The following is a 13,480-nucleotide window of genomic DNA, read 5'->3' as shown; positions in this document are numbered from 1 at the left end:
GGTTGCGGATGTCGGTCTTGCCCATCTCGACGAACCGACCACCGCGCGGCAGCAACCGCAGCGAGGCATCCGTGAACTCTCCCGCCAAGGCGTTGACGACCACGTCCATGCCTTCGCCACCGGTCACGGCCAAGAACCGCTCACCAAACGCCAGATCCCGCGTCGACGCGATGTGGTTATCGTCGATGCCCATCGCCCGCAACGCCGCCTGCTTGGCCGGACTCGCGGTCGCGAAGACCTCCAAACCCCATTCCTGAGCCAACTGCACCGCAGCCGTGCCCACACCGCCGGTCCCGGCATGGATCAGCACCCGTTCCCCCGGACGGACCTGGGCCAGATCCCGCAGCGCATAAAACGCGGTCAAGAACCCCACCGGCACGGATGCGGCCTCCTGGAACGACCACCCCCGCGGCACCGCAGCAAGCAGTCGACTGTCCACCACCCCCACCGGCCCCCACCCCGGCACCAAACCCATCACCGGCTCACCCACAACCAGGCCGGTGACTCCGGGACCGGTCTCCAGAACCACGCCCGCGCCTTCCCCGCCCAGCATCCGGCCGTCCGCAACCATTCCCAAACCGGCGACCACATCGCGGAAGTTCACGCCCGCCGCCCGCAGACCCACCCGGACCTGACCCGGCAACAACGCCACGCCCGCCTCGGGAGCATCGACCACCGCCGCACTGCCCAGATCACCCGGCTCCGCCACTTCCACCCGCCAGCCCGAACCAGCGGGAAGCGCCAGATCCCCGGACGCACCCGCCCGGACCAGCCGACGCCCGAACACCGCCACAGTCCCATCCCCGGAACTGATGCGGACCTCAGGCTCATCAGCACCCAGCACCGCAGCCAGCACGGTGTCCACGTCAACGTCACGGGTCGGGTCCAAGTCGGTGGCCGGGTCGACGTCGACCAGCAGCACACGCCCCGGATGCTCCGACTGCGCCGAGCGCACCAGGCCCACCACCGCCGCGCCCGCCAGGTCCTGCCCGGTAGCTGCGCCCTGGGTCCAGACCACCAACCGCGCGTTGTCCGTCTCGGGATCGGCCAGCCACTCCTGCACCCAACCCAACACCGTCGCAGCAGCCTGGTGGGCCGCCTGCGGCGCCGACATCCCCGACGGGGCAGTCGGCACTGGCGCCACCACCACCCAAGCCACCTCGGACCCGACCGACTCACCATGCCGCACCCACTGCACCACGGCGGTGTCAGAGTCCTGCGGGGCAGGCAGCGGAACCCAATCGACGGTGAACAGCGACTGCCGCACCTGCCGACCAGCCCCGGTGAACTGACCAGCCGACGCCTCACGCAACGCCAGCGACCGTGCTTGCAGGACGGGTTCACCGACAGCATCGAAAGCCGTGACCGAGACCCCACCCGACCCACGGGCCAGCACCACCCGCAGGTGGCGGGCACCGCCCGCCAGCAAACGCACCCCCGACCACACGAACGGCAACCCCGTCCCACCACCATTGCCATTGCTACCACCGGCAGCCAGAAGACCGTGCAGAGCGGCATCAAGCAGAGCGGGATGCAGACCAAACCCCGCAACATCCGCATCCGCGCTCTGGGGCAGCTCCACCTCGGCATAGACCGTGTCCCCGGCCCTCCACACCTGCCGCAGCCCCTGGAACGCCGGACCGTAACCGTAACCCTGCCGAGCCAACCTGTCGTAGGCATCGTCGACCGGAACCGACACCGCACCCGCCGGAGGCCACACGGACAGCCGATCCGGGACAGGCTCACCGTCAGCCGGGGCCAACTCGCCCACCGCATGCCGCACCCATTCGCCCTCCTCCTCGCGAGAGGAGACCGTGACCGTTCGCGGACCGTCGCCGTCACCGACCCGGACCTGGACCTGCACGCCGCCAGAGGCGGGAAGGACCAGTGGCTCCTGGAGCGTCAGTTCCTCCAGGACACTGCACCCGGCCAGGTCGCCGGCGTGGACGGCCAGGTCGACGAATGCGGTGCCGGGTAGCAGCACCGTGCCGTGGACCGCGTGGTCGGCCAGCCACGGCATCGCAGCCAGCGACAACCGACCCGTCAACACCAACCCATCACCATCAGCCAGCCACACCGCAGCCGCCAACAACGCATGCCCGGAACGCTGCTGACCAGCCGACAAAGCATCCCCACGACCAGCCACCGGCTTCGGCCAATAGTGCTGCCGCTGAAACGCATACGTCGGCAGCCCAACCTTCACCGCCCGACCCTCCCCACCGCTAACGGCAGCCCAGTCCACCTCCACACCTGCGGTCCAGGCGCTCGCCAGTGCGGTCAGCCACCGGTCCCGGCCGCCATCACCACGCTGCAAACTGCCCGCCACCACCAGACCCTCACCCGCCTGCGCAACCGCCATACCCAACACCGGATGCGGACTCACCTCCACAAACACCCGATGCCCCTCAGCCACCAACCCGGCAACAACCTCACCAAACCGCACCGGCTCCCGCAAATTCCGATACCAATACCCCCCATCCAACCCGGCGGTATCCACCACCCGCCCCTCAAGCGTCGAATAAAACGACACCGGACTACTCACCGGAGACAGTCCCGCCAGATCCTCGCCCAACCGGTCCTCGACCGCCTCGACGTGCGCGGTGTGGGAGGCGTAGTCGACCGCGATCCGCCGCGCCCCACGCTCCGCAAACGCCTCGACGAACTCCCCACACGCCTGGGCGGCGCCGGCGACCACGACCTGGCGGGGAGCATTGACCGCCGCGACCGACAAGTCCCCTTCCCAGCGGGCAATCCACTCCCCCACCTCGGCCAGGCCGGCCGGCACCGACACCATCCCGCCCGTGCCCGCCAGATGCCCGGCCAACGCCCGACTACGCAGTGCCACGACCCGCGCGCCGTCCTCCCACGACAACCCACCTGCCACACACGCCGCCGCGATCTCCCCCTGACTGTGACCCACCACCGCCACCGGCTCCACCCCAGCTGCCCGCCACAACGCGGCCAAACTCACCATCACCGCCCACGACGCCGGCTGCACCACCTCCACCCGCGACAACAACCCCTCATCCCCCAACACCTCACGCAACCGCCAACCCGTCAACGGCTCCAACACCCGCTCACACCGCTCCATCGCCGCCGCAAACACCGGCTCCTCCTCCCACAACCGCACCCCCATCCCCACCCACTGCGCACCCTGCCCCGCAAACACAAACACCGGCCGCGACACCGGACCAGCAACCCCGGACACGACACCGCTCACCACACCAGGCCCAACCTGCCCCGACACAGCAGCAGCCAACCCCTCCACCAACTCACCACGGTCCCGGCCGACCACCGCAAGCCGGTGCGCGAACCCCGTCGTCCGCGTCACCGCCAACGACAACGCCACATCCCCGACCGAGACCTCAGGGCGAGCGTCGACGAACTCCGCCAACCGACCCGCCTGCGCCACCAACGCCGCATCAGACCGCGCCGACACCACCCACGCCACCGCACCCGCAGACTCCGGCCCCACCTCCGCAACGGACTCCACCTCCTCCTGCACGGGCTGTTCGAGGATGAGGTGGACGTTGGTACCGCTGATCCCGAACGCCGACACACCCGCACGTCGCGGACCAGAACCCGCCGGCCACTCACGCGGCGCGGTCAGCAACTCCACCGCCCCCGCCGACCAATCCACATGCGACGACGGAGCATCCACATGCAAGGTCTGCGGCAGCATCCCGTGGCGCATCGCCTGCACCATCTTGATCACACCCGCGACACCGGCAGCCGCCTGGGTGTGACCGATGTTCGACTTCACCGACCCCAGCAACAACGGCCGGCCCTCCGGCCGACCCTGCCCATACGTCGCCAGCAGTGCCTGTGCCTCGATCGGATCACCCAACGCCGTGCCGGTGCCGTGCGCCTCCACCACGTCAACGTCACCGGCATTCAAGCCCGCACTGGCCAACGCGGCCCGGATCACCCGCTGCTGCGAGGGACCATTCGGCGCCGACAGACCATTACTCGCCCCGTCCTGATTCACCGCGCTACCGGCTACCACCGCCAGCACCCGATGCCCACGCGCGCGAGCGTCCGACAGCCGCTCCAACACCACCACGCCAACGCCCTCACCCCACCCCGTGCCATCAGCCGCCTCCGCGAACGGCTTGCACCGCCCATCAGCAGCCAACCCCCGCTGCCGCGCAAACTCCGCGAACGTCCCAGGCGAAGCCATCACCGTGACCCCACCGGCCAACGCGATCCCACACTCACCCGACCGCAACGCCTGCGCCGCCAGGTGAATCGCCGTCAACGACGACGAACACGCCGTATCAATCGAAACCGCAGGACCCTGCAACCCCAACGCATACGCCACCCGACCCGACGCCACACTCGCCGTCGTCCCCGTCAGCCCAAAACCACCCGCACCGTCCTGCCCCCCGACCCGATACCCCGACGCGATGATGCCGGCATAAACCCCCGTGTCCGTGCCCCGCAACGACCCCGGAGCAATGCCCGCGTCCTCCAACGCCTCCCAACACGTCTCCAACAACACCCGCTGCTGCGGATCCATCCCCAACGCCTCACGCGGACTGATCCCAAAGAACTCCGCATCGAACCCACCCGCACCCTCCAAGAACCCACCCACCTGGGCATAACCCGCACCCCCGTCACCGGCATCCGGGTCCGGCAGGCCGGCCACGTCCCAGCCACGGTTCGCCGGGAACCCCGACATCGCATCGGAGCCCCCCGCAACCAACCGCCAGAAACCCTCCGGATCCTCCACCCCACCCGGGAACCGACAACCCATCCCCACAATCGCTACGGGTTCCTGCTCGCGTGCCTCTATCTTCCGCAGGCGTTCCTTGGTCTCGTAGGAGTCGGCCGTTACCTTCTTCAGGTAGCTGAGGAGCTTCTCGTACTCTGTCATCTCAGTCATTGGATCAGGAAACTCCTAGCTCTTTAGCAATGAAGTCGAAGACTTCATCAGCCGAGGCCGACTCAAGTCGCGGGTACCTCAGAGAGGATCGATTCCAGCTGGATGAGCTGGGTGAAGACCGCCGGTTCACCACCACATGCGCAAAAATCTCCGGGCACCGGTGCCTGGCGAGCTCGGCCGGTGTCGGGTGGTCGAACACCAGGGTGGCGGGAAGACTCGGCCCCTTCTCGCCTGCGAGCCTGTTGCGCGACTCCAGCGCGGTCAGTGAGTCGATGCCCATGTCATGGAAGGCCAGCTGGGGATCGATGTCCCCAGGGCCGGCATGGCCCAGAGCCACGGCGACAGCAACGGCGACGGCCGCGATCGGGCAGGCGAGAGCGCCCACCGCCAGACCCCGTTCCGTCGTCAGTCGCTCAGCATCGCCACGCCGCAGACGGGGCGGGCCAGCGTCGGTCAACTGCCCCGTTATCCCCGAGGCATGAGCCCACACTCCCCATGCCAGCGACGCGGCCCCGGCCCCGGCCTCGGCCTCGGGCGCGGCCCCGGGCTCGTCCTGGCCACCGTGCAGCACCGGAACCCACGTCCCCGCATTCCCATCCGCCATCGCCGGCAACGCGCCATCCGGACTCGACTCGGAGAAGACACCCACGCCCTGGGCCCGCATCGGATGCCGACCCTCAGGTGTCCGCTGACGGCACGGCGGATCGGCGTGTCAAGGGGCGCTGAAAGTCGCTCCGTCCCACGCCGGGCGACCCGGCAGCAGAGACGCGAAGAGCACCGCAAGCCGGTCGTCCCCGACCGGGCAGCGGCGACTCGCCCCCGAAGACACGCAGCAGGCTCACCGGCCGATCTTCCAGTCCGTCATGGGAGGAAGCTCACCACGTGGGCGGACGGCCCGAAATGACGCCGTTCCACCAGGCGCCCACCGGGGGGGCACCCCGGTCATCCCGTCCCGCCCGGGTGCCGAGTCGGACACGCGGCGCACCTCCAGGTGGGCGGACGCCCGGGGACCGCGAGGTTACTGGTCGACGCCATCAAGGGCCACGGCATCCAGCCCGGCGGTCGCGCATGAAGGGCGAGCGACGGGGGCACGTCGCATATGCGTCGCCAATCATCCTGCTGGTACGAGCACTTGGAGTGGCATGTCCGTCCTGCCTGCCGATGATGATCTGTGGTGCCGCCGCTACCACCCGTCCCCCACGGCCACGGCGCGCCTGGTGTGCTTCCCGCACGCAGGCGGCTCGGCACCGTTCTACTTGCCGGTCGCAACGGCTCTCAGCCCTGATGTGGACGTCGTCGCCGTCCAGTACCCCGGGCGTCAGGAGCGCCGCGCGGAGCAGCCGTTGACGGATGTGGACGCGTTCGCCGAGCGGATCCACGACCTCCTGCTGCGGCAACCGCCGCTTCCTGTCACGCTCTTCGGCCACAGTCTCGGCGCCACCATCGCCTTCGAGACCGTCCGTCGGCTGGAGGCGGGCGGTAGCGAGGTCACGCACCTGTTCGCGTCCGGTCGCCGCGCCCCATCCGCTCATCGTGAGACGCGCTGCATCCACCGGCGGGACGATGACGGCATCCTGGCCGAGGTGCGCCGGCTGAACGGGACGGTCACGAGCGTGCTCGGTGACCAGGAGCTGATGCGGGCCGCCCTGCCGTCCTTGCGTGCTGACTACCAGGCGGCTGAGACCTACCGGTGCGCCCCGGATGCGATCGTCGACTGCCCGGTCACGGTCCTGACCGGCGACAACGACACGGAGACCACGGTGCCCGAGGCCCAGGCGTGGGAGCGGCACACCACCAGTACGTGCACTGTCCACACGTTCCCGGGCGGGCATTTCTTCATCACGGCGCACGTGGACGCGATCACCGCCCTGCTCAAGGAGCACTTCGCGCGAACGACCGGCTCCGACCGCGGGACGGCGATTCGTCCTTGACGACTGGGTGACCGGCGCGCGAGCCGGTCACCGCCCCTTACCGCGCCCGGAACACCCGGGCGCACGGGGCCGATGTCGGTCCGGCACCGGCCCGGCACCGGCGTCCGTCCGGCCGGCCAACACCTCTACCGCCTCCGCCATGCAGCGGTAGGCGGTAGGCGGGCGGCGGTGGATGTGCTCCCGGTGCCGAACCGCGCTGCTCAGCGGCGCAGACCTTTCACGTCGTAGGGGCGAGGCGGTCGGACACCACCTTCACGACCCCGGCGATCTCCTTGACCAGGTAGAAGTGCCCGCCGGGGAAGACCCGGAAATCGAAGCCGCCTTCCGGTGCCTGCTCCTTCCAGTCCCTGACCTCCTCAATGCTGGCCTCCCGGTCCCGTTCCCCGACGATCGCGGTCACGGGGCAGTGCAGCGGGTCGCCCGCGACGTAGCGCCACCGCCCCACGGCCGTGTAGTCCCCGCGGAGCGTCGGCAGGACCATGTCCACCACTTCACGGTTCTCCATCGCCCGCGCCAGCGGGCCGCGCCGCGAGAGGATCTCCGCGACGATCTCTTCGTCGTCGAGCAGGTGGTGCGTTTCCTCGCGGTAGCGGGTGGGGGCGCGCCGGCCGGAGACGAAGAGGTGCGCGGGCTGGCCCGGGTGGTTCTGCTGGAGGCGCCGGGCTACCTCGAAGGCGAGCACGGCGCCCATGCTGTGGCCGAACAGCGACAGCGGACGGTCCAGCGACCTGGTCAAGGCGTGGGCTATGTGGTCTGCCAGGGTGGGGATGTCGTCGATGCAGGGCTCGGCCCGCCGGTCCTGGCGTCCTGGGTACTGCACGGCGAGGACGTCCACGGTCGGCGCCAGCGCCTGCGCCATCGGAAGGAAGTAGGGGGCGGAGGCACCCGCGTGCGGGAAGCAGACCAGGCGGTTCTTCGCGTGGTCGGCAGGCGCGAACCGCCTGAGCCACAGGCTCTCTTCTTCCGAACCGTCGTCGATTCCCATGCGGTCCCTCCTGGTGTTCCTGGTCGATGCCCACCTGGTGTTCCTGGTCGATGTCCAGACCTGCAACAGGGTTCACGCGCCCTCCGGGAGTGCCGCCCACGTGTGCGCGGAGTCCGGCGGCAGGACGCTGACGGTGACCTCGACCACCGCGTTCTCCGGTATGCCGCCCCCGCGGCGGCTGATCTTCTCGATCAGCTGTGACGCGTGCTGGCCGGTGATGCCCGCGAGCAACCCGCGCAGCTTCTTGATCTTGTCGGGGCCTCCTATGAGCATCTTCACCCGGTCCGGCCGGTGTGTCTCCGGAAGGAGTTCGACCGCCTCCCATGCGTCGTCGCCGACCCGCTCGTACCGGACGCAGAGCTCGGTGGCGCGCTTGGTCTCCGCACCGACCCAGACCTGTCCCGCGGGGGCGGCGCTGGCCAGTTGGAGGCACCGGCCGACGACGGAGCTGTCGAGGGCGCGCAGGGTGCCGTCGCCGGGACGGTGGCTGTGGATCGAGTCGGTGGAGACGACGGCGACCCGGACCGCCGACGGCGGGACCTCGCCGTCGGCGGCGTCGTGCAGGGGCCGGGCCCGTTCAAGCGCGGCATGGATCGCCAGGGCTGCCTCGACGGCACGATCGGGGGCGTGGCCGGCGTCGTCGAACAGGACCCAGCTCACGGACGCCATTCTGCTGATGACCACACCGCCGTGTCGGCTGACCTCACGGTCCACCGTCGCGGCCACCGCGCCGGCAGCGAGCGCCGTCTCGGCGGCGTCCGCTTCGGGCTTGCGCTCCGCCTCTCCGACGACGGCCATCACGGCGACCAGGTGTTCTTGGGGCAATGGCCCCTCGTCCCCTCCCGTGGAGACGAGCTCCGGGCGGTAGGGCTCGGCGGGCCCGTTCTCGGGTGGCTCGACGGCCGGCACGGCCGCGTCGTCCAGGGCGGCGGTCGGCCGGGGAACCGCCACGATGGCGCTGTCGCCGAGTTCGGACATGTCACCGCCGTTCCAGTCCAGCCGGGCATCCTGATTGAGGATCAGGTATTCGAGTTCCTGGAGCTCCCGGCTCGGCTCCAGTCCATGGGCTTCGATCAACGACACGCGGGCGCGGCGGTAGATGTCGAGCGCGTCCGACTGCCGTCCGCACCGGTACATCGCGAGCATCAGCTGTGCCACGAGGCGTTCGTGGGACAGCTCTCCAGCGGCGAACAGTTCGATTTCCGCAATCACCTCACGGTGCCGTCCGCAGGCGAGTTCGGCATCGAACAGTTCCTCGACGGCGACGAAGTACGCGTTCTGGACCGCGGCGGCCTCGGGCCACGCGGTGCATGTCTCGGCCAGGTCGGCGAGGACCGGGCCGCGCCAGACGTCGAGGGCTTCGCGGAGCGCTCGGCGCGCGGATTTCCAGTCCGCGTCGGCGGCGTACGCACGGCCCCGTTCGGTGCGCTGCGTGAACAGGTTGAGGTCGATGCTGCTGGGTTCGACGCGTAGCAGGTACCCGGGTGCGTGGGTGAGCAGCAGGGGCGGGTCGGCGCTTGCGTCGTCGTAGGCCAGCATTCCGCGCAGCGCGGAAGCCGCATTCTGCAGCATCTTCCGCGCCGTCGGCGGAGTGCGGCCGTCCCAGAGCGAATCGAGCAGCTTGCGCGACGGGACGATCCGATTCGCCCTGAGAAGCAGCATGCCCAGCATTGCGCGCTGCTTGATCCCGCCGAGTGGCACGACCCTGTCCTGGGAAACCACTTCCAGTGGACCTAGGATATTGAACTGCAATATATCCTCCTCCGATGCGCGACACAGTTCGCCCACAGTTGCACAGGTCTGCAAAATACTCCGAATTGGCTGAAGGAATTCACGGACGATCGAGGTTGCTGCCGACACCATTGGCGGCACAAAGGAACGCATCCGCACTGCGCCGTAGGAAAAGAGCGGCGCGAGTGACGAATTGCGATGGATTCACATATTTCATGGGCCAGTCGTGATCGGAAATCTGGATGCGGTTCCCGGATTCCTCGGCCCCAATGAATTTTCTTGTCGGCAGTTCGCCTTTTCGGGAGGCGCGACGCTCACCTGCCGCCCGGCTACCGCACGAGGACGTCGCGGTCGTACCGGACTCTCGCGTGGGCCGCGACCTGCGCGGAGAGCGTCATCCGCAACCGCTGCACCAATCCCGCCATCATCCCTGCGGTCCTCCGATCGCCGCCCCCGAGCTACATGGGCGCAGTGTGAAAAAATGTGGTTATGCGTACACACCGGTCCCTTGCGCCTCCTACGGCACACTTCCTTAAACTCTCCCCCCGCACACGCCGCGAAACCCAGGTAACAGTTGAAATACGATTCGCGCCGGCAGAGGTTCGCAAAATCGCCTCGAAAACCCGGTTCGTCCAGGTTCTTCCCGCACCAATGTTCGTAAAATTTTGGCATGGTGACCCAAAGTCAGGAGAATCCGCCCCAGCGTCATGCTCGCGCTACCCGCCGCGGACCTCAAGGACGTGATCGCTGTGTCCCCGTCGGCTGGGCGGGCTCACGGTTGAGCCGGGTGGTCGGTACGGTGCCGATCGACGTGGCGGGCGACATGCGGCGCGGCCCGCGGGCATGCGGTGGCCGCGCAGGGGTCGGTGAGCGGACGCACCGTCAGAGGACGCCGTCCTCGTACCCGGCAGGCCGGCCTTCGAGGATCACGGTCTTGGTCTCGAGGTAGGGCAGCAGCCCCTCGCGTCCACCTTCACGGCCGATGCCGGACTGCTTGAACCCGCCGAACGCGATACCGAGGTCGCTGCGCAGCGCGTTGTGGCCGACGGTGCCGGAGCGCAGCTGCCCGGCGACTTCGCGGGCCCGGTTGACGTCGTTGGTGAACACCGCCGCGTTGAGACCGTAGATGGTGTCGTTGGCGATCCGGACCGCGTCCTGCTCGTCGGCCGCGGGGATGACGGACAGCACGGGGCCGAAGATCTCCTCCTGGGCGATCACGGACCGGTTGTCGACGTTTCCGAACACGGTGGGCTCGACGTACCAGCCACGGGTCAGGCCCTTCGGACGACCACCGCCCGTGGCCAGCGTGGCCCCTTCCGCGACGCCCTTGGCGATGTATCCCTCGACCCGGTCCCGCTGCCGGTCGGCCACCAGCGGCCCCATCTGCGAGCGCGGGTCGAACGGGTCCCCCACGCGCACCCGGGAGAACACGCCGGCGAGGGCATCGACCAGTTCGTCGTGCCGCGAGCGGCTGACCACGATCCGGGTCAGCGACGCGCAGACCTGGCCGGTGAGGAGGCACTCGGCCTGGGCGAGGCTGCGCGCGGCCGTCTCGAGGTCCATGTCGTCGAGGATCACCGCGGCGGACTTGCCGCCGAGCTCCAGCGTGCAGCGGGCCACGCGCTCGCCGCAGATCGAGGCGATGTGCCGTCCCACGGCCGTCGACCCGGTGAAGGTGATCTTGTCCACCCGCGGGTCGCGCACCAGCAGTTCGGACACCTCACGGTCCGCGGTGACGACGTTGAGCACGCCGGGAGGCAGTCCGGCCGCCGCGGCGGCCTCGGCGACAAGGTAGCCCTCCCCCGGCGCCTCGGGCGCCGACTTCAGGACCACCGTGCACCCGGCGAGCAGCGCGGCGCCGACCTTGTTGCTGATCATCCCCATCGGGGCGTTCCACGGGATGATCGCACCGACCACACCGGCCGGCTCACGGACGATCATGCCGAACTGTCCGCCGGCGGTCGGCTTGACCTGCTCCTCGAACGGGAACGTGCCGGCCAATGCGGCGTACCGCTTGAAGGTGGACTCAGCTCCTGTGCCGGCGTGCGCGGCGAAGGTGTACAGGACCCCGGACTCGCGTGGCCAGATCTCGGCGATGTCCTCGCCGCGGAGCCTGAGTTCCGCACCGATCGCCCGAAGGTACCCGGCCCGCTCGGCGGGCGTCAGCCGCGGCCAAGGGCCTTCGTCGAACGCCTCCCGCGCCGCCGCGACAGCCCTGGACATGTCGGCGGCCCGCGCCTGCGCGACCCTGAAGTAGAGCTCCTCGGTCGCGGAGTCGACCACGTCGATCGTGGCGCCGGACGACGGCACCACCCACTGACCGCCGATGAAGAAGCGGTCCGTCCGACCGATCGGCGCCTCCGCGAGTCCAGCCAGGCTCATCCGGTCACCCTCCCGATCGCCGCCTCCGTGGCGCTCATGCTCGCCTGCGCCGGAGCGACGCGTAAATGACGCTCCTCCTACGATCCGCCACTGCGGGGTAACTGGGGACTTTCCTTCCGGGGCTCTGCCCGTTCGGATTCCCGACGGGCCGTCAGTGCTCGGCCAAGCCGACCATGGGGCTCTGCTAGGCTGCGATCGGCCCCTTTTCAAGGCTTCGACGTCTCTCCTCGAGTTTCGTCAACACCCGTGGCAATTCAACAGAATGGAACAGCGTGGACATCGGCTTCCGGGAAGCAACCGGTCCGACGCCGGGATCCGGCAATGTCCAGCCCAGGAAGCTGCTCCTGCGCGCACTCGCGGGAGAGCGGACCGAACGCCCGCCGATCTGGCTGATGCGGCAGGCCGGACGCTACCTCCCCGAATACCACGAGGTCCGTGAGGCTGCCGGCGGCATGGTCGGGCTGTGCACCACCCCCGAACACGCCGTCGAGGTCACCCTCCAACCGCTGCGCCGCTTCCCCCTCGACGCCGCCATCGTCTTCTCCGACCTCCCGCAGGTCGCCGCCGCACTCGGCCAGACCCTGGACTACAAGGTCGGCGAGGGACCGGTACTGGCACCACCCGTCCGCTCGACCGCGGACATCACCGAATTCCTCAGCGCCTCCCGCCTCCACGAGGAACTCGCCCCGATCTACGAGACCGTCCGGCAGCTCACCCACGCCCTCCCCGCCGACACGGCCCTGATCGGCTACGCCGGCGCACCCTGGACCATCGCCACCTACATGGTCGAAGGACGCGGCGGCGCCGCGTCCGAGCACTCCGTCGTCAAACAGTGGGCCATGCGCGACCCCGACGGATTCCAGCCCCTGATGGACCTGCTCACCGACGCCATCATCCAATTCCTCAGCCGCCAGATCGAAGCCGGCGCGGAGGCGGTCCAGTTGTTCGACAGCTGGGCCGGCATCCTTCCCGACATCCTTTTCGACCGCTGGTGCGTCAAACCCGTCGCCACCATCATCAGCGCGCTCAAAGCGCAGTACCCCGACGTTCCCGTCATCGCCTTCCCCCGAGGCGCCGGCCTCAACTACAACGGCTTCGCCGAGGCGACCGGCGCCGACTGCATCGGTCTGGACTCCACCGTCCCCCTCACATGGGCCGCGCAGAACATCCAACACGAACTGGGCCGCTGCGTGCAGGGCAACCTCGACCCCCAACTCCTGATCGCCGGCGGCCCCGCACTCCACACCCAAACGGAACGCATCCTGCGCGGCCTCAGCGGCGGCCCCTTCGTCTTCAACCTCGGACACGGCATCGCCAAGACCACACCCATCGACCACGTCACCGCCGTCGTCGAGCAGGTGCGCGCCTGGAACACCCCCACGGCGTAGGACCGACCGGAAACCCCCGCCGCCCACCCCGCACCGCGCGGGTTCCGCACGCGGTGGCGGGACCGGCGTCCGCTGCGACCGTCACCCGACCCGGAGCGGAAGACACAGCGGACCTCGGGCGTTGCGCCCGCCCCAGACCACCGTGGAGGGGTCCTGGAGGGTGAACTCGGGAATCCTC

At 69.2% G+C, this 13,480-nt stretch carries 7 protein-coding genes; 2 read left to right on the top strand and 5 right to left on the bottom strand.

All coding sequences use genetic code 11. The features are described 5' to 3' along the window. Positions 1 to 4,885 (bottom strand): beta-ketoacyl synthase N-terminal-like domain-containing protein (locus AC3ERT_RS36055; RefSeq protein WP_488180759.1); only part of this gene is annotated, 4,885 nt, incomplete at its 3' end. Between the two features lie 4 nt (positions 4,886 to 4,889). Further along, positions 4,890 to 5,534 carry an acyl carrier protein gene (locus AC3ERT_RS36050; protein ID WP_435179330.1) on the bottom strand — a complete coding sequence of 215 codons (645 nt, stop codon included), beginning with the start codon at positions 5,532 to 5,534 and terminating at the stop codon, positions 4,890 to 4,892. A 493-nt stretch (positions 5,535 to 6,027) separates the two neighbouring features. Here AC3ERT_RS36050 and AC3ERT_RS36045 point away from each other — a divergent pair, with 493 nt between their 5' ends. After that, a complete protein-coding gene (locus AC3ERT_RS36045; RefSeq protein ID WP_435179328.1) occupies positions 6,028 to 6,816 on the top strand; it encodes a thioesterase II family protein in 789 nt (262 codons plus the stop codon). Positions 6,817 to 7,033: 217 nt separating this feature from the next. Here the strand turns inward: AC3ERT_RS36045 and AC3ERT_RS36040 are convergent, their stop codons facing one another. From AC3ERT_RS36040 to AC3ERT_RS36030, 3 genes are all read right to left on the bottom strand, one after another. Continuing rightward, complete coding sequence (locus tag AC3ERT_RS36040; protein ID WP_335984366.1) at positions 7,034 to 7,801, bottom strand: thioesterase II family protein; 768 nt, start codon at positions 7,799 to 7,801, stop codon at positions 7,034 to 7,036. 72 nt (positions 7,802 to 7,873) lie between these two features. Next, the gene (locus AC3ERT_RS36035) at positions 7,874 to 9,553 is read right to left on the bottom strand and encodes an AfsR/SARP family transcriptional regulator (RefSeq protein WP_435137993.1); all 1,680 of its coding nucleotides are present in this window, start codon (positions 9,551 to 9,553) and stop codon (positions 7,874 to 7,876) included. Between the two features lie 861 nt (positions 9,554 to 10,414). Then, positions 10,415 to 11,914 (bottom strand): aldehyde dehydrogenase, encoded by a 1,500-nt coding sequence (locus AC3ERT_RS36030; RefSeq protein ID WP_435179325.1) that lies wholly within the window; start codon positions 11,912 to 11,914, stop codon positions 10,415 to 10,417. Between the two features lie 272 nt (positions 11,915 to 12,186). Here AC3ERT_RS36030 and hemE point away from each other — a divergent pair, with 272 nt between their 5' ends. Continuing rightward, positions 12,187 to 13,302: a uroporphyrinogen decarboxylase gene (hemE, locus tag AC3ERT_RS36025; protein WP_435179323.1), complete on the top strand. Its 1,116-nt coding sequence runs from the start codon at positions 12,187 to 12,189 to the stop codon at positions 13,300 to 13,302. Positions 13,303 to 13,480 lie beyond the last annotated feature (178 nt).

This window comes from Actinacidiphila sp. bgisy145 (genome assembly GCF_057708125.1).
The sequence above is the reverse complement of the archived record's forward strand: the minus strand, read 5'-3'. Positions and strand labels throughout refer to the sequence as shown.

Excerpts from the sequence above, each read along its gene's own strand:
- AC3ERT_RS36030 (WP_435179325.1), bottom strand. The coding sequence starts at position 11,914 with ATGAGCCTGGCTGGACTCGCGGAGGCGCCGATCGGTCGGACGGACCGC.
- AC3ERT_RS36045 (WP_435179328.1), top strand. The coding sequence starts at position 6,028 with ATGTCCGTCCTGCCTGCCGATGATGATCTGTGGTGCCGCCGCTACCAC.
- AC3ERT_RS36040 (WP_335984366.1), bottom strand. The coding sequence starts at position 7,801 with ATGGGAATCGACGACGGTTCGGAAGAAGAGAGCCTGTGGCTCAGGCGG.